Origin of the sequence: Nonomuraea cavernae, assembly GCF_040655715.1 — a bacterium.
GTDB lineage: Bacteria > Actinomycetota > Actinomycetes > Streptosporangiales > Streptosporangiaceae > Nonomuraea > Nonomuraea cavernae_A.
On sequence record NZ_JBFAKL010000008.1, the window covers coordinates 196,830 to 212,127 of the forward strand.

Below are 15,298 nucleotides of genomic sequence, written 5' to 3' on the forward strand. Positions count from 1 at the left end.
ACCCTAGACAGGGGGACCGACAGTTGCGTCTTCCGGACCCACAACGGTTGCCCGCCGGGCTTCGGCGCCGGCTCTCAGGACTGGGCGTCGCGCAGGCGTTCGACCTTGACCCCGCGCAGTAGCGCCTCCGAGACGATGGCCGCGGCGAGCAGGCTGGCCAGCAACGCGGCGCCGATGACGAGCGCGACCGGGCCGGGCGCGATCTCGTGCGGCAGCGGCGGGGTGACCGGCGGTTGCGCGAACTGCGGCACGCGCGACAGCGCGACCCGGGCCGCGAGCAGCCCGGCCGCCAGCCCGGCCAGCGTGCCCGCCGCCATCGTGATGACCTGTTCCAGCATCAGGGACAGGCGCAGCGCCGCCACGCGCGCGCCGGACGCCTCCAGCGCGGCCAGTTCGTATCCGCGCCGCCGGGCCGCCGTGTGCAGCGCGAGGACGGTCCTGCCGAGCGCCAGCGCCGCCGCGGCCAGGGCGGACACCAGCAGCAGCATGAGCGCCAGCCCCGGCCCCTCGCCGGCGTAGCCCGCCACGAGATCGTCCACCGTTCGCGCCGATACGACGGTGACGCCCTGCTCGCGCAGCGCCCGCTCCAGCGCGGTCGTGTCGGCCGCGGTCGTCCAGATCTCGTACGTCGCTCCGGCGTGCACGCCGTAGGCGATCCGGTCGGCCTCCTCCAGGTCGACCAGGACGCCCGGGCCGTCGAGACCGGGGGCCGCGACGGCTGTGGCGACCCGTTCGGCGGGTACGGCGAACAACTGGTCGAGCCCCGGCGGCTGCCGCCCGTCCGTCGTGCCGACCATGATCGCGGGCAGCACGCCGCCGTGCGTGGCCGGGCGCAGGGTCTGGTTGTCGATCGTGGAGGCGGTGAAACCGCCGTCGGTCCGTGCGGGGTCCCCGTCCACGGTCCAGGCCGGTGGGTCCAGGGGGGTCCAGACGCCGGCGTCGCGCACGGCCAGCCCGGTGACCTGGATCCGCAGGAAGGGGCTCACCTCCTGGTCCGGGGGGCCGATCAGCTCCACGTGCACGGCGCGCAGCTCGCACGGGGAGTCGGCGCAGGCGGGAGGCAGATTCCAGGCGTAGTCGCCGCCCTTCGACCCGCGCAGCAGCCCGAGGGGGACCGCCACCGGCTCCGCCCCGCCGGGGACCCGCAGGGTGACACGCAGCCGCGAGGTGTGGCCATCGGGCGGCCGGTCATGGCGCAGGCTCACGCGTAACCGGTCGCCGCGCAGCCACACACGCGGGGACCGGGTGCCGGTCAGCGCGGCGGCGGCCTTGGCCAGCGAGGTGCCGCCGGCCAGCTCGGGGTCCCAGTGGCCGACCATCGCCAGTCGTACGGGGTCGGTGGCGACCAGCTGCGGCAGGCCGGGCAGCTTGATCACGGGGGCGGCCAGCGTGGCGGCCGGGTCGGCCTGGTCGAGGGCGGCGGTCAGCGCGCGCGGCTCCATCGGGCGGATGGTCAGGGCCGTAGGGGCGCCGTTGTGGAAGGCCGCGACCTGGCGGTAGTCGCCCTGCGTGGCCGTCCAGGCCGACACGGCAAAGGTGGCCAGCCCGAACGCGCTGCCGAGCACGATCACACTGCCCGCGGTGACGGGGCCCCGGGCGACCTGCCGCAGCGCGAGGAACGACCCGATCCCGCCGTACCGCCTGGTAAGCCCGAACAGCCGCCGGCTCAGCAACGGCAGCGCCCGCCCGGCGAGCAGTCCCGTCCCGAGCGCGAGCAGGCCGGGCACGGCCAGCGCGCTCGAACTCTGGCCGGACACGTCCGTGATCACCCCGGCTGCCAGCAGCTCGACCAGCCCGACCGCGGCGACCGCCAGCACGACGGCGTCCAGCACCCACCCCCGGGCGCTCCCGCGCGGGGTGCGGCGCCACTCCTCGGTGACCGGGCGCGTGGCCGTGCGGTAGGCCGCGAACGCGGCGGCGAGCACGCCGCCCAGCGTGGCGGCGATGCCGGCCGCGAACGTCTCGGGCGGAAGGTCGACCGGGATGCCCTGGGGGAGCAGGGCGCCGATCATCAGCCCCGCCGCCACCCGTCCGAGCGCGAGGCCCAGCGGAACCGCCGTGGCCAGCAGCAGCAGCGGCTCCGCCAGCGCGAACAGCCAGACCCGCAGCCTGCCGTGACCGCGCAACCGGGCCAGCGCGATCTCCGGGCCCCGCGCTCTCACCAGGTCGCCCACGGTCTGGAACAGCAGCAGCCAGCCCAGGCCCACCAGCTGGGCGACGACCAGAAGCGCCGGTACGTCGAGCGCGTCGGTCTGCGAGGTCATCGCCTTCAGGGTGTCGGCCATGCGCGAGAAGACGATGTCGTCGGTGTCGCGGCCCGCTGCCTCGGCGGCGGCCTGCATGCGCGTCAGCGTGCCGAGGTCGGCGCCGGTGAGCCGGCGCGGGTCGGCGTAGACGATGCCGTAGTCGGTCCAGCTGGAGCCGAGGGCGTGGGTGTCGAAGCGGGTCTGCGGCACGGTGAACAGCGCGTCGGTCCGTCCGGTGCCGAACAGTGTCCGGCCGAACCAGTACGCGTCGTCGGCCGGGCCGGGCCGGTAGAGGCCGACCACGCGCAGGGGGGCGGGCACGAGCTCGTGGGTGTCCGGGTCGCCGGTGACGATCGACGACAGCAGCACCTTGTCGCCCACCTTGAATCCGGACGCCTCGGAGGCCAGCACCTCCCCGCTCGCCGCGGGGCAGCGGCCAGCGACCCTTGGCAGGTGCTCGCACTGGCCCTCCTGCCACATCAGCGGGAGGACGCGCTCGTCGCCGGGACGGCCGCTGGTGGTCTCCATGCCGAACACGGGCGGGGTGGTGAAGCCGGCGCCCGCCACGAACGCGGCCACGCTGCCCTTCACATCGAGGCCGGTGGTGGTGTAGCGCCAGCCGCGTCCCTCGGCGGGCGCGGTATCGATCGCGTTCCGGACGATCGTGGTGCGCGCGGCGGCCGTGTAGACGGGTCCGACGGCGGCCGTCGCGATCGGCACGACGGCGATGAGCAGGACGATCAACGCGAGCGCCCGGCGCTCCCACAGGCCGCGCAGGATCACGTGCCGGCCCTCCGCAGCACGACGCCGTCCTCGATCGGCTCGATTCTGGCCATCGAGCCGGGTGGCAGCAGGTGATGGTACTCGGGCGGCACCTGCACCGCGCCCTCGCGGCCCACGACCACGAAGTCCTCGCCGCGCCTGCCCTCCGCGCCGACCCGGCCGTCCCTGATGGTCACGGTACGGCTGAGCGCCTCGCTGACCGCGACGTCGTGGGTGACCACCACGGCGGTCGTGCCGTCCCGCTCCGCCGCGTCCTTGATCAGGTCGATCACCCGCCCGCCCGAGTCGGCGTCGAGCTGGCTGGTGGGCTCGTCGGCCAGCAGCAGCCGGGGCGCGTTGGCCAGGGCGACGGCCACGGCCAGGCGCTGCTGCTCGCCGCCCGACATGCGCCCGGCCGGCCGGTCGCCCATGTCGCCGAGGCCAACCCTGGTCAGCAGGTCGCGCACCCTGCGCCGGTCGGTCTTGACCGCGCGCTGGGCGAACGCGACGTTCTGGGCGGCCGACAGGTAGCCGATCACGTTGCGGGCGGGGTTCTGCAGGACCATGCCGATGTGCGAGGCGCGCAGCCGGTCGAGCCTGCGCTGGTCGAGGCGGCCCACCTCGACGCCGTCGAGCCAGAGTCGCCCGGCGCTCGGCCGCAGCAGCCCGGCCAGCAGCCACAGCAGGGTCGACTTGCCCGCGCCGGACGGGCCGAGCAGCGCCACCGTCTCGCCCGGATCGATGACCAGGTCCACGTCGCGCAGCGCGACGACCTCGACGTCCTGGGCCGTGTAGATCTGCACGATCCCGTCGCAGCGCACCGCGCTCACCGGCGCGCCACCTCGCGCAGTTCGATCACCCGGTCGCAGTGCTCGGCCACCTCGGGGTCGTGCGTGGCGATCACCAGCGTGGTGCCGTCGCCGGTCACCGCGAGCAACTCGTCGAGCACGACCGCGCGGTGCGTGGGGTCCTGCTCGGCCGTCGGCTCGTCGGCCAGCAGCACCTGGGGGCGCAGCGCCAGCGCCCTGGCCACGGCCACGCGCTGCTGCTGGCCGCCGGACAGCTCCTCGACCAGGTGGCCGGCGAACCGGGCCACCCGCAGCCGTTCCAGCGCACCGGCCGCCGTCCGCACGGCCTCCTTGGGGCGGTGGCCGGCGGCCCGCAGCGTCACCTCGATGTTCTCGGCCGCGGTGAGGAGGCTCAGCAGGCCGTACGACTGGAAGACCAGGGCCAGCCCGGCGCGCAGGCCGGGCTGTTCGTCCAGCGGCACGCCGCGCACCAGGACCCGGCCCGACGCCGGCGGGAGCAGCCCGGCCAGTGTGGTGAGGAGGGTCGTCTTGCCCGAACCCGACGGTCCCATCAGGGCCACGCGCTCACCTTCGGCCAGCTCCAGGGAGAAACCCTCGATGATCGTCCTGCCGCCCGCGCGGCAGCTCAGGGCCTCGCAGGAGAGCGCTGTTCCGAAGATCACGCGCGGATCATCCACCAGCCGCGCTCTTGACGTCAACGGTCAACACGCTTGCAACTGCATTGCAAGTAGGGCGAATAGCCTTAATCAGGCAAGCACTGAGCCGCGTGATTCCGGTCGTCCAGCGCAGGGGCATGGGCAATCGAGAGGGGGAATCCCGCGGCTCTCCACGTTCCCGGGGGACGGGCATCGACTTTGGTCGCTGTCGGCGGCCCGGCGCAGCCCGTAACCTCGGTACCCGTGACCGAGCGGCGCGAGCACGAATACCACTGGGCGCTGCCCTCCGTCCTGCTGGGCGACGACACGGACGGCAGGCCGGCCCGGCGCTCGACCCGCGACTGGATCATCGACATCGGGATGTTCGTCGCCGCCTGCGGCATCACCCTGCTGATCGGGTCCGAGCTGACCGGAGTGCCGCACCCGCTGATGGTCGTCGAGCAGGTCGCCGGCGTGCTGGCGTGCGCGGCGGTGTGGCTGCGGCGCAGGTGGCCACTCGGGTTCGCGCTCGTCGTCACCGCGCTCTCGTCCTTCCTGGCGCTGGTCGGCGGGGCCGCGATCGTCGGCCTGTTCACGGTGGCCGTCCACCGGCCGTTCCGGATCTCGGGACCGTTCACCGTGTTCAACCTGGTCGCGCTGGTGCCGTACGTGCTGCTCAGGCCCGATCCCGAGCTCGGCGCGACCGGGGAGCTGGTCCTCGGGGTGGCCATCGTGCTGACCGTGTTCGCGTGGGGCATCGTGGTGCGGGCCAGGCGGCAGCTGGTGTGGTCGCTCAGGCAGCGCGCCGCCATCGCGGCAGGGGAGGCCAGGCGGCTGGAGCGCGAGCGGATCGCGAGGGAGATGCACGACGTGCTGGCGCACCGCATCTCGATGCTCAGCCTGCACGCGGGCGCCCTGGAGTTCCGGCCCGACGCCCCCGCCGAGGAGATCGCCCGGGCCGCGGGCGCGATCAGGGACAGCGCCCACCTGGCGCTGCAGGACCTGCGCGAGGTGATCGGCGTGCTGCGCCATCCCTCCTCCGCGCCGGACGACCCGGTGCCCGACCGGCCCCAGCCCACGCTCGCCGACCTGCCCGTGCTGGTCGAGGAGTGCCGGCGGGCGGGCATGGAGGTGTCGCTGTCGATGACCGGGGCCGGTCGCCCGGAGGTGCCGCAGGGACTCGGCCGCAACGCCTACCGTGTCGTGCAGGAGGCGCTCACCAACGCGCGCAAGCACGCGGGCGGGGCGCCGGTCACGGTGGCCGTGTCGGGCGCGCCCGGCGAGGGCCTGACGGTCGAGGTGCGCAATCCGCTCCGGGCCCAGCAGAGCTCGCGCATTCCCGGCGCGGGTGCCGGGCTGATCGGGCTGGTCGAGCGGGTCGAGCTCGCGGGCGGCCGGCTGGCGTACGGCGTCGCCCCCGGCGGTGACTTCCGGTTAAGGGCGTGGTTACCGTGGACGCCGTGACGATCAAGGTGCTCATCGTGGACGACGACGCGCTCGTGCGGGCCGGACTGTCGATGATTCTCGGCGGTGCGGACGACATCGCGATCGTCGGCGAGGCGGACGACGGGGCGCGGGTGCCGCCGCTGGTGGCCGAGCACCGTCCCGACGTGGTGCTGATGGACATCCGGATGCCCGGAGTCGACGGCCTCACCGCGACCGAGAGGCTGCGGGCCACCAAGGCGCCGCCCGAGGTGCTGGTGCTCACCACGTTCCACGCCGACGCCCAGGTGCTGCGCGCCCTGCGGGCCGGGGCGGCGGGCTTCCTGCTGAAGGACATCCCGCCGGCCGAGCTGGTCGGGGCGATCAGGAAGGTCGCGGCGGGCGAGCCGATCCTGTCGCCGGTGGTGACGCGGCAGCTGATCGCGCACGTGTCCGAGGGCGGCGCGGGCAGTCGAGCCGACCGCGCCCGCGCCCTGCTCGGCAGGCTCAGCGAGCGGGAGCGGGAGGTGGCGCTGGCCGTCGGCCGGGGCAGGTCCAACGCGGAGATCGCGGGGGAGCTCTTCATGAGCGTGGCGACGGTCAAGGCGCACGTCTCGCGCGTCCTCACCAAGCTGACGCTGAACAACCGGGTGCAGATCGCGCTGCTGGTCTACGACGCTAACCTCTGAGCATCCGCTCCAGGGTGGGCCGGTGCAGCACCAGGTCGTCGGGGTCGTCGGGGCTGGGCTGCTCGCCGAAGTGGATCCTGCGCTGCCAGACGCGGGCCATGATGATGCCGTGCCGGAGGGCGGCGTACAGCTCGTAGAACTCCATGTTTTTAGGGATGTATCCGGTTAGCTCGCGATATTTCTGGCAAACAGCGTCGCGGTCCATGAAATCCGGGATCCCGGGCAGGCCCATCGCCTCGGTGAGGTCCTGGAAGAAGCGGTGCAGGAAGATCATCCACGCCAGGTCCAGCTCGCGCGGGCCGACCGCCGCCATCTCCCAGTCGAGCACCCCCACCGGCGTGAAGTCGTCGTACACCACGTTTCCGATCCGCGCGTCGCCCCAGCTCAGCACGTCCGGCCCCGGATCGTCCGGCCAGTGCGCCTCCAGCCAGTCGAACGCCCGCTCCAGCAGCGGGATGGGCCGCTCGCCGTGCGCCCACGTGTAGTAGGCGCGTTGCGCGTCCATGTGCGCGCGCAGCCCGCCCCGGCCGAGCACGCCCAGGTCGCCGGCGGTGAACGGGGCCTCGTGCAGCGCCGCCACGATCCCGACGGTCGCGTCCTGCAGGGCGCGCCTGCGCCCCGGCGCCGCGTCCAGCAGCCAGCCCTCGAACGTGTACGGCAGGACGTCCGGCGGCACCTGTCCGTCGAGGCGCTCCATGACGAAGAACGGCGTGCCGAGCGGCGCCGGATCCGGCTCGAACCAGAGCGTTCTCGGGGCCGGCACCCCGGCCTTCTCCCTGGCCAGGCGCATGACCTCGAACTGGGCGCGCAGATCGTAGGAGGGGAAGACGGGCACCGCCTCGGCCGCCGGCGCCAGCCTGGCCACGCAGCGGTCGTGCCGCCCCTGAAGGGAGACGGTGAAGAAGAGGGTCTCGCTGGACATGCCGTTGCTCGACGGCCGCGACAGTTCGGAGACGACGACCGGGGTCCCGATCCGGCCGCGGAGCCAGGCGCCCATGCGGTGGCGGAGTTCGTCCAGGTCACGGGTGGACGTGCGCATCTCCTCCGCCACGGCGGACCTCCTTGGTGAGCACCGGGTCAGGTACGAGTCGTATACCTCAACCAAGCGCTTGTCCATACAAGGGTCGCCGTTACGGTCAGGTAGGCGGCAGCCGTACCCTTGTCTGAAAGGGCATGTCACGAAGGGACAGAGGATGAGTTCAGCGGGTGAAGGCCTGTCTCGCCCGCTTCCCGAGCAGGTGCGGCTCAATGTGGTCGACCTGGCGGCCCAGGTTCTCGGTTCGATGCCCCCTGTCTCCGTGCCGCCGCCGTTGCGCGGCATCGCCAAGTTCGACCCGCGTAAGCGCGCCAAGCTGGGCAGCGCTCCCATCGCGGCCCAGCTGGAGAACGACAAGGAGTTCCGCGAGGTGGTCGCCGAGTCGGTGACCGCGGGCTGGCCCGAGCTCGTCGCCTCGCTCGCCGAGGGCAACGTCCCGCCCGCCGCCGACCCCGTGCTGGTCGCCGCCACCGCCTACCTGACGCGCCCGCCCGGCTGGGCCGACATGGTCGAGGCCGCCCGGGCCGACCTGGAGCAGTCCGCCGTCGCGGCCGAGGGTTCCGAGCGTGAGGAGGTCGTCTCCCGGCTGCGCGAGCAGCTGGCCGCCCAGAAGAGCTCGGCCAAGGAGGAGTCCGACCGGCTGCGCGAGCAGATCAAGGCCGCCCGGGTGGAGAATTCCGACCTGCGCCGCAAGCTCCACGAGGCCCGTGAGCGGGCCAAGGCCGCCGTGCGGCGGGCCGAGGAGATGGAGCGGGCGGCCGAGGAGGCCAGAACGGCCGCCTCGGCGGCGGGCAACGCGGGGGAGTCCGAGCTGCGCCGGCTGCGCGAGCGGCTGGCCGACGTGGAGAAACAACTCGAAGCCTCGCGCCGGGCCGCCCGCGAGGGCCGGAGCATCGAGGACGCGCGCGTCAGGGTGCTGCTCGACGCGCTGCAGGACGCCTCGGCCGGGCTGCGGCGGGAGCTGGCCCTGCCGACCACGATCAGCAGGCCCGCCGACTCGGTCGCGGGCGTCGCGGGGGAGCGGCCCGGAGTGCGCGGCGTCCCCGCCCGCGCGTTGTCCGACGACGACCCGCAGCTGCTCGACCAGTTGCTCGGGCTGCCGCAGGTGCACCTGATCATCGACGGCTACAACGTGACCAAGTCCGGCTACGGCACGCTCACGCTCGCCGACCAGCGCAACCGCCTCATGACCGGGCTCGGCGGGCTGGTCGCGCAGACCCGGGTCGAGGTCACCGTGGTCTTCGACGGCGCCGAGCTCAACGCGCCGGTCCAGGTCGTCGCGCCGCGCGGGGTGCGGGTGCTGTTCAGCGCGCCCGGCGAGATCGCCGACGACCTGATCCGCCAGCTCGTCCGCGCCGAGCCGCCCGGACGGGCCATCGCCGTGGTCTCCTCCGACCGTGAGGTGGCCGAGTCCGTGCGCCGGATGGGAGCCAGACCGGTTCCGGCGAATGTGCTGCTGCGCCGCCTCGGCCGCGCGTAGATTACGAATCTGACGTTTAGGCGAGTTCACGCCCACCTCTTCTGTACTATTTCGCCCCAGTGGATTCACTGGGAGGCGACGCTGTGAGGTTAGGCCGGGTGGCGGTGGCCGCGAGTTTCGCGATCGGGCTGCTGTTGACTCCTACAGGTGGAGCGCTCGCCGATCCCCGGCCCACGGCCGCGCAGGCGAAGGCCAAGCTGGAGAAGCTCAACGACAAGGCCGACAAGGTCGTCGACCGCTACAACACGGCGACCGAGAAGCACAAAGAGGCCAAGGCGCGCTACACCCAGCTCAACACCAGTTACAAGCGCAAGCTCGCCACGGTGGCCGAGCTGCGCTCGCAGGTGATCTCGATGGCGGTCGACACCTACAGGCTGGGCAGCGACGTGACCTCCTGGCCCGCCATGGCCGCGACCGACGACCCTACCTTCCTGCTGGGCGGGCTGGCGCTGGCCGGGCAGATCTCGCAGGAACGGGCCCAGAAGCTGACGGCCTTCGACAGGGAGAACCGCGGCCTCAAAACCGAGCGTGACAAGGCCCAGACCGCGCTGGACGCGGCCGACAAAGAGCGCGACGAGGTCCAGAAGGAACGCTCGGAGGTGCTCAAGCTCGTCGCCCAGCAACGCAAGCTGCTGACCAAGCTGAACGCCTACAACGCCGGCAACCCCAACAGCACCGGCATCAAGTACACCGGCCCCGCCTCGGGCAACGCCGCGGCCGTGCTCAGGTACGCCTACGCGCAGGTCGGCAAGCCGTACGTGTTCGGCGGCACCGGCCCGCGCGGCTACGACTGCTCGGGACTGACCCAGGCATCCTGGCGCGCGGGCGGCGTCACGCTGCCGCGCACCACCTGGCAGCAGTGGGCGTGGGGCGCCGGCCGCAAGGTCTCCGTGGACGCCCTGCAGCCCGGTGACCTGATCTTCAGCGAGGGCCTGGGACACGTGAGCATCTACGCGGGCAACGGCCAGATCGTCCACGCCCCGCAGACCGGCGACGTGGTCAAGGTCGTCAGGCTCTCGTCCTACGGTCGCCGCATCGTCGGCGCCGTACGCCCCTGAGAGGCGCTCAGCGGGCCAGCAGGGCGACGAAGGCGGCCACGGCGGGTGAAGGCGTGGCGGACGGCAGCGCGGCCAGCACACGGCGTGAGGGCAGGCGAGGCGAGGGGCGCAGCAGGCGGATGTCCGGCCGGAGCGCCGCCTGTCCCGCGATCGACGGATAGAGCATCACCCCCACGCCGGCCGCGACCAGGCCCTGCCTGCCGTTCCAGTCGTCGCACAGGTGGCTGACGCGCGGCGGGCCGCCCAGGGCGGTGGTGAGCTGCGAGAGGGGCCCCAGGCAGTCGGGGTGGGTGCCGTCGATCCAGGCCTCGCCCGCCAGGTCGCGCAGCCGTACGCGCTCGCCCTCGGCCAGCCGATGGGTGCGGGCGAGCGCGACGTGCAGTTCGTCGTCCATCAGCGGCACCACCTCGACGCCCGGCCCCGGCTCCGGGTCCCAGGACGTCAGCAGCGCCACGTCGGCCTGTCCGGCCAGCAGGGCGGCGTAGGGGTCGTCCGGACCGCCCCGGACCGTCAGGGAGAGCTCGACGCCCGGATGGAGCGCGGCGAAGGCGCGGAAGCGGTCGGGCACGTAGGCGGTGGCCGCGCTGGGGAAGGCCGACACCCGCACCCGCCCCGCGGCCGCCTCGGCGAAGGCGCGCAGCCTGGTCTCGAACAGCGTGACCCCGTCGAGGATCTCCGCCGCCTGGTCGAGCGCCGCCCGCCCGGCGTCGGTGGGCCGCACCCCGCGCGGCAGCCGGTCGAACAGCCGCACGCCCGCCCGCCGCTCCAGGGCGGCGATCTGCCGCGAAACGGCAGGCTGGGTCATCGACAGCTCGCCGGCCGCCGCCGAGAACGAGCCGAGCCGGCCCACCTCGTGCAGCACCCGCAGCGACCAGAGGTCTAGCATGCGCTCAGCTTATGCCTCCCATGCCGAACCCGCAGTAGTGCGCATGCCTCGGCCGGGTCCATGCTCGGCACATGGAGACGATCGACGACCATCAACTGGACTGGCTGGACGAGGTGCTGCCCGGTGGGCCCGTCCGGATCCTCGACGCCGGGTGCGGCGACGGCGGGCTGGCCGCCGCGCTGGCCCGGCACGGGCACGAGGTCACCGCCCTGGACATCTCGGCCGAGGCCGTCGCCGCGGCGCGGTCGGCCGGGGTGCCCGCCGTGCGGGCCGACCTGGCGAGTCATCGGGACGACCCGTTCGACGTGATCATCCTGTCGCTGTCGCTGCACCACATGAGCCCGCTGGAGGCCGTGCTCGACCGGGCGGCCGCGCTGCTGGCCCCCGGCGGGACGCTGGCGGTGGACGAGTTCGCCTGGGACCGGGCCGGCGCGGCGGGTGCCGCCTGGTTCTACGACGCGGGCGCGCTGCTGGCCGCCGCCGGGCTCGCCGACTGCCCGCGCGGGCCCTGCCCGGACCCGGCCGCCCGCTGGCGTGCCGCCCACGCGGGATACGCGCGCGGTGACGCCATGCTCGCCGAGATCGCCGCGCGCTTCCGGATCGACGACGTACGGCGTGAGCCGTACCTGTCCCGGTACCTCGGCGGCAGATTGGCGTCCGGCGCCGGAGAGGTCGCCGGAGAGCTGTGGCGGATCGAGCGTGAGCGGATCGCGGCAGGGACGCTCCCGTGCGTGGGGTTCAGGGTGACAGCGGTACAGAAGTGACATTTGGGACCTGACACACAAAGGTTTCGTCAAGTGTGAGGAGGGTCACATTCTCATAACAGAACCCCCTGATTAACAGGGGTTTGAGACCTTACTGACACCTTTGTCGGATCTTTACAAGTTGACTCCGGCTTTGCCTGTTCGTGACAAACCGGCGTAGGTTCTGGCGTCGCGGCGAACACGCCATGTTCGCCGTCCGCCGACATCGGTCCGCCGATGTGGACGAGACAAAGATCCGCCGGTCACCGTCCGCCTCGAACCCGTGGCCGGTGACCTGCCGAATCCGTGCAGCCAGGAGGCACGGAACCGGGGACCCAGCGATCCTTTCCGTGGATCAGGGGTGAATCGGCGCGCATCGCGCCGTAGGGCGACTTCCAGGCCCGAATCCGTCAGCTAACCCGGTAGGCGTTCGTGGAAGATTCAAGGAGAAATCCTGTCTACCTCGCAAAACCCCCGTCTGTCCCGCCTTGCCCTGAGTGGCGTGGCCCTCACGATGACCGTGACGGCCGGTGGCCTGGTGCACCCCGCTCAGGCCGAGGTGGCGACGGCGAGCGGCTCGGCCCTTTCCCCCGCGACGGTCACGACGGGTACCACGGTGAAGACCGTGGCGCCCGAGCGGCCCAATGCCGGATCGGTGACCGTCACGTCAGGGAAAAGGAAGACCGCGAAGAGCTCGAAGGCCGCACGGCAGCAGGCGAAGGCCCGCACGGCCGTCGCCACGGCCAAGAACCAGCTCGGTGACCCGTACCGGTACGGCGCCACCGGACCCGGTTCGTTCGACTGCTCCGGCCTCGTCCAGTTCGCCTGGAGGAAGGCCGGGGTGACGATCCCGCGCGTGACGAACAGCCAGTACGCACGCGTCAAGAAGAAGGTCTCCTGGAAGAACCTCCAGCCAGGAGACCTGATGTTCTTCCGCGGGCTCGGCCACGTGGGCATGTACGTCGGCAAGGGCAAGATGATCCATTCGCCGAGGACCGGCCTCACGGTACGCATCGAGAAGGTCAGCGGGTGGCGCAAGTCGTCGTTCGTGGGCGCGGTACGTCCCGGGCTTTGACCTGTAGGTCCGAAGTGGATCTGCCGGATTCTTCAGCGGTCTGTCGTCAACTGGTCAGTTGACGACAGACCGCTGCGGTGCGACCGCGAGCCTACGGGGTCACCATCCGGTCACGGTTCGGGCGTCAGACGTGGACGCGGCTTTCCCGGCTTCGGGCTTGGGGCCGTCCGCGAGCTTCAGCCAGACGACCCCCGCGATGATCACTGCCAGCCAGAACGCCCGAGTGAGAGTGAGTGACTCGTCGAAGAACACCGGGCCGAGGACGGCGGCGCCGACGGCGCCGATGCCTGCCCAGACGGCGTAGCCGATCCCGACGTCGATGTTCTTGAGGGCGACGCTGAGGCAGAAGAGCGTCAGAAGGAAGAACACGACGGCGGAGACCGACCAGCTCAAGACGGTGAATCCTTCGCTGCCTCCGACGCTGAGCGCGTAGCCGACTTCGAATGCTCCGGCCAGCAGCAGCACGAGCCACGCACCGGCCTTGGTGTTGTGCTGTGCGCCTGTCGCGGTCATGGGGGTTGGTCCTTTCGTGAATGCGGAAGTGCGGGGAGAGCAGGGGGGGCGCGGTGGGGATGCCGGATGGTTCGTCACGCTGCTCCGCTGAGTTGCAATCCGACGACGCCGGCAATGACGATGAGGATGCCGAGGAGCTTCTTGCCGTTCAGCTGCTCCCCGAGGGACAGTGCGCCGACGATGACGATCCCGACGCCTGCCACCGAGGTCCAGAGCGCATAGCCGACGCCGACGTCGAAGGTGAGAAGTGCCAAGCTGAGGAAGAAGGTCGCGATCGCGCCGCTGACCAGGGTCGCGACGGTCCACCACAGGTGGGTGAAGCCCTTCGCCTTGCTTGCCGAGAGGGCCACCGCGATCTCGAAGATCACGGCGATCGCCAGGTAGAGCCAGCTCATGGTGTTCCTTTCAGGTTCATCGGCGAGGCGGTATTGCTGCATGTACATACATATGAGAACGCGTGATGTGGCCCCGCGGCCGGGCGTGCGGGGATCGTCAGGGGGTGATCAGGTTGCCGAGGTCGCTCAGGGCGCGGCTGAGCCGGCTCGCGTCGAGCTGCGGGTAGTGCGCCGCCAGGTCGCCGAGGAGTTCGCGAACCCGCTCCTCGTAGGGGCCGCGCACCTCCCGGATCAGGTCCTCTCCCTGCTCGGTGATGACCGCGTAGACCCCGCGCCCGTCGTCAGGGCAGATGTCGCGACGCGTCAGGTTCTTCGCCTCCAGGCGACTTACCAGGCGCGTGACGGAGCTCTGGTTCAAGCCGACCCGCTGGGCGAGGTCGTTCACGCGCAGCTCCTTGTCGGGAGCCTGGGCGAGGTGCGTCAGCGCGCGATACTCCGTAAGCCCGACCCTGTAGGCATCCAGGAGCCACTTGCCCAGACTCGCATCCACTGCCGACGCGAACACGGCGACCTGGGACCATGCCGAACTGAAGCTACCCGTGGACGAGGAGCCCGAGGCCGATAGCTGCATGTGCATGCAGCTAAACTAGCATGATTCTCGGCCGAGACAAGCGCCGACCCCACGCCCGCACGGACGCGGTCCTGTGCGCGGACAGGTCGGTGAAGACCCCGCGGCCGCATGGCCACTCCTTCCCGCGGGCGCATCCCGACTACCATCGGTCAACGTGTCCGCGCAGGTGAGCCGTCGAGCCGTGCTGGCGGCCGGGCTGCTCCTCGCGCTGCCGTCCGCGGCCGGGCCGGCCATGTCCCCGTCCGAGGGCCCGCCGCCCGAGGCGCGCGGGATCTGGCCCGGCGCGCGCGTCTCGCGCGGCGTGCGGGCGGTCGTCGCCGGGCATCCCGGCGCCGACCGCGAGCTGCTCGGTGACCTGGCCCGCAGGGCCGACCTGGCCGGCGAACGGGTCGCGGAGGTGCTCGGGCAGCCGGTGCGTCCCGTCGTGCTGGTGCCCGGCTCGGCCGGGGAGGCGGCGCTGCTGGCCGGAGTCGCCGGGGTGGACGGGCTGGCGGCCGTGGCGGACGCGGGCCGGGTGATCGTGGTGCCGGAGAACTTCACGCGGCTCACGCCGACCGGCCGCGACGTCGTCCTGGCGCACGAGCTCACGCACATCGCCGCGGGCACCGAGGGGCTTCCCGCCTGGCTGTACGAGGGGTTCGCCGACTACGTCGGCTACCGCGACGCGGGGCTGGCCGTGCCGGTGGCCGCCGCGGAGCTGGCCGCCGAGGTGCGGGCCGGGCGTCCGCCCCGCGAACTTCCCGGGCCGGCGGCGTTCGCGCCCACGGGCGACACCGAGCGCCTGGCCCGCTCGTACCAGGAGGCGTGGCTGGCGTGCCGCTTCCTGGCCGAGTGGTCCGGCGAAGGGACTCTGGTGAGGCTTTACCGTGATGCGCAGAGGGCAGGAGCCGACCGGGCGCTGGCCGCGGTGGGGCTCTCGGTCGGCACGTTGACGGCACAGTGGCGCGCGTACGTGCGCCGGCAACTGGCGTAAGGGGA

At 72.4% G+C, this 15,298-nt stretch carries 15 protein-coding genes and 1 riboswitch; of the genes, 7 read left to right on the forward strand and 8 right to left on the reverse strand.

Annotation, left to right across the window (positions count from 1 at the left end):
• Positions 1 to 74: 74 nt before the first annotated feature.
• Genes AB0I38_RS14495 through AB0I38_RS14505 form a run of 3 tightly spaced genes read right to left on the reverse strand, consistent with a single transcriptional unit; the run spans position 75 to position 4,479 of the window.
• Complete coding sequence (locus AB0I38_RS14495; RefSeq protein WP_358466928.1) at positions 75 to 3,029, reverse strand: FtsX-like permease family protein; 2,955 nt, start codon at positions 3,027 to 3,029, stop codon at positions 75 to 77.
• Complete coding sequence (locus AB0I38_RS14500; RefSeq protein WP_358466930.1) at positions 3,026 to 3,838, reverse strand: ABC transporter ATP-binding protein; 813 nt, start codon at positions 3,836 to 3,838, stop codon at positions 3,026 to 3,028. Before AB0I38_RS14500 ends, AB0I38_RS14495 begins: the two co-directional genes overlap by 4 nt.
• Positions 3,835 to 4,479 carry an ATP-binding cassette domain-containing protein gene (locus tag AB0I38_RS14505; RefSeq protein WP_358466932.1) on the reverse strand — a complete coding sequence of 215 codons (645 nt, stop codon included), beginning with the start codon at positions 4,477 to 4,479 and terminating at the stop codon, positions 3,835 to 3,837. Before AB0I38_RS14505 ends, AB0I38_RS14500 begins: the two co-directional genes overlap by 4 nt.
• 237 nt (positions 4,480 to 4,716) lie before the next feature.
• Here AB0I38_RS14505 and AB0I38_RS14510 point away from each other — a divergent pair, with 237 nt between their 5' ends.
• Both AB0I38_RS14510 and AB0I38_RS14515 read left to right on the forward strand, forming a co-directional pair.
• Positions 4,717 to 5,916 (forward strand): sensor histidine kinase, encoded by a 1,200-nt coding sequence (locus tag AB0I38_RS14510; RefSeq protein WP_358466934.1) that lies wholly within the window; start codon positions 4,717 to 4,719, stop codon positions 5,914 to 5,916.
• Positions 5,913 to 6,563 carry a response regulator transcription factor gene (locus AB0I38_RS14515; protein WP_358466936.1) on the forward strand — a complete coding sequence of 217 codons (651 nt, stop codon included), beginning with the start codon at positions 5,913 to 5,915 and terminating at the stop codon, positions 6,561 to 6,563. The genes AB0I38_RS14510 and AB0I38_RS14515 overlap by 4 nt, the downstream gene beginning before the upstream one ends.
• On the opposite strand, the gene AB0I38_RS14520 is transcribed toward AB0I38_RS14515, so the two are convergent.
• Positions 6,553 to 7,614, reverse strand: coding sequence for a phosphotransferase family protein (locus AB0I38_RS14520; protein ID WP_358466938.1), 1,062 nt, complete (start codon positions 7,612 to 7,614; stop codon positions 6,553 to 6,555). The two genes, AB0I38_RS14515 and AB0I38_RS14520, sit on opposite strands and share 11 nt — an antisense overlap.
• Positions 7,615 to 7,756: 142 nt before the next feature.
• Between AB0I38_RS14520 and AB0I38_RS14525 the strand changes: the two genes are divergently transcribed.
• Together AB0I38_RS14525 and AB0I38_RS14530 are read left to right on the forward strand one after the other, a co-directional pair.
• A complete protein-coding gene (locus AB0I38_RS14525; RefSeq protein ID WP_358466940.1) occupies positions 7,757 to 9,079 on the forward strand; it encodes an NYN domain-containing protein in 1,323 nt (440 codons plus the stop codon).
• Between the two features lie 83 nt (positions 9,080 to 9,162).
• Complete coding sequence (locus tag AB0I38_RS14530; RefSeq protein WP_358466942.1) at positions 9,163 to 10,137, forward strand: C40 family peptidase; 975 nt, start codon at positions 9,163 to 9,165, stop codon at positions 10,135 to 10,137.
• A 7-nt stretch (positions 10,138 to 10,144) separates the two neighbouring features.
• Here AB0I38_RS14530 and AB0I38_RS14535 read toward each other — a convergent pair whose 3' ends face one another.
• Entirely contained in the window at positions 10,145 to 11,023 is an 879-nt protein-coding gene (locus tag AB0I38_RS14535) for a LysR family transcriptional regulator (RefSeq protein ID WP_358466944.1), read from the reverse strand.
• 71 nt (positions 11,024 to 11,094) lie between these two features.
• On the opposite strand from AB0I38_RS14535, the gene AB0I38_RS14540 reads away from it, so the two are divergent.
• Together AB0I38_RS14540 and AB0I38_RS14545 are read left to right on the forward strand one after the other, a co-directional pair.
• Positions 11,095 to 11,787: a class I SAM-dependent methyltransferase gene (locus tag AB0I38_RS14540; protein WP_358466946.1), complete on the forward strand. Its 693-nt coding sequence runs from the start codon at positions 11,095 to 11,097 to the stop codon at positions 11,785 to 11,787.
• Positions 11,788 to 12,052: 265 nt separating this feature from the next.
• A riboswitch (cyclic di-AMP (ydaO/yuaA leader) is annotated at positions 12,053 to 12,210 on the forward strand.
• Between the two features lie 58 nt (positions 12,211 to 12,268).
• Positions 12,269 to 12,841: a C40 family peptidase gene (locus tag AB0I38_RS14545; RefSeq protein ID WP_358466948.1), complete on the forward strand. Its 573-nt coding sequence runs from the start codon at positions 12,269 to 12,271 to the stop codon at positions 12,839 to 12,841.
• A gap of 99 nt (positions 12,842 to 12,940) precedes the next feature.
• On the opposite strand, the gene AB0I38_RS14550 is transcribed toward AB0I38_RS14545, so the two are convergent.
• The 3 genes from AB0I38_RS14550 to AB0I38_RS14560 form a co-directional block, all read right to left on the reverse strand.
• The gene (locus tag AB0I38_RS14550; RefSeq protein ID WP_358466950.1) at positions 12,941 to 13,354 is read right to left on the reverse strand and encodes a DMT family transporter; all 414 of its coding nucleotides are present in this window, start codon (positions 13,352 to 13,354) and stop codon (positions 12,941 to 12,943) included.
• A gap of 74 nt (positions 13,355 to 13,428) precedes the next feature.
• Positions 13,429 to 13,749, reverse strand: coding sequence for a DMT family transporter (locus tag AB0I38_RS14555; protein ID WP_358466952.1), 321 nt, complete (start codon positions 13,747 to 13,749; stop codon positions 13,429 to 13,431).
• Between the two features lie 97 nt (positions 13,750 to 13,846).
• A complete protein-coding gene (locus tag AB0I38_RS14560) occupies positions 13,847 to 14,326 on the reverse strand; it encodes a MarR family winged helix-turn-helix transcriptional regulator (RefSeq protein WP_358466954.1) in 480 nt (159 codons plus the stop codon).
• Between the two features lie 148 nt (positions 14,327 to 14,474).
• On the opposite strand from AB0I38_RS14560, the gene AB0I38_RS14565 reads away from it, so the two are divergent.
• Positions 14,475 to 15,293 carry a hypothetical protein gene (locus AB0I38_RS14565; protein WP_358466956.1) on the forward strand — a complete coding sequence of 273 codons (819 nt, stop codon included), beginning with the start codon at positions 14,475 to 14,477 and terminating at the stop codon, positions 15,291 to 15,293.
• Positions 15,294 to 15,298 lie beyond the last annotated feature (5 nt).

What these genes read in the sequence shown, in the direction of transcription:
- AB0I38_RS14525 (WP_358466940.1), top strand. Translation starts at nt 7,757, where the DNA reads ATGAGTTCAGCGGGTGAAGGCCTGTCTCGCCCGCTTCCCGAGCAGGTG.
- AB0I38_RS14540 (WP_358466946.1), top strand. Translation starts at nt 11,095, where the DNA reads ATGGAGACGATCGACGACCATCAACTGGACTGGCTGGACGAGGTGCTG.
- AB0I38_RS14555 (WP_358466952.1), bottom strand. Translation starts at nt 13,749, where the DNA reads ATGAGCTGGCTCTACCTGGCGATCGCCGTGATCTTCGAGATCGCGGTG.
- AB0I38_RS14535 (WP_358466944.1), bottom strand. Translation starts at nt 11,023, where the DNA reads ATGCTAGACCTCTGGTCGCTGCGGGTGCTGCACGAGGTGGGCCGGCTC.
- AB0I38_RS14560 (WP_358466954.1), bottom strand. Translation starts at nt 14,326, where the DNA reads ATGCACATGCAGCTATCGGCCTCGGGCTCCTCGTCCACGGGTAGCTTC.
- AB0I38_RS14550 (WP_358466950.1), bottom strand. Translation starts at nt 13,354, where the DNA reads ATGACCGCGACAGGCGCACAGCACAACACCAAGGCCGGTGCGTGGCTC.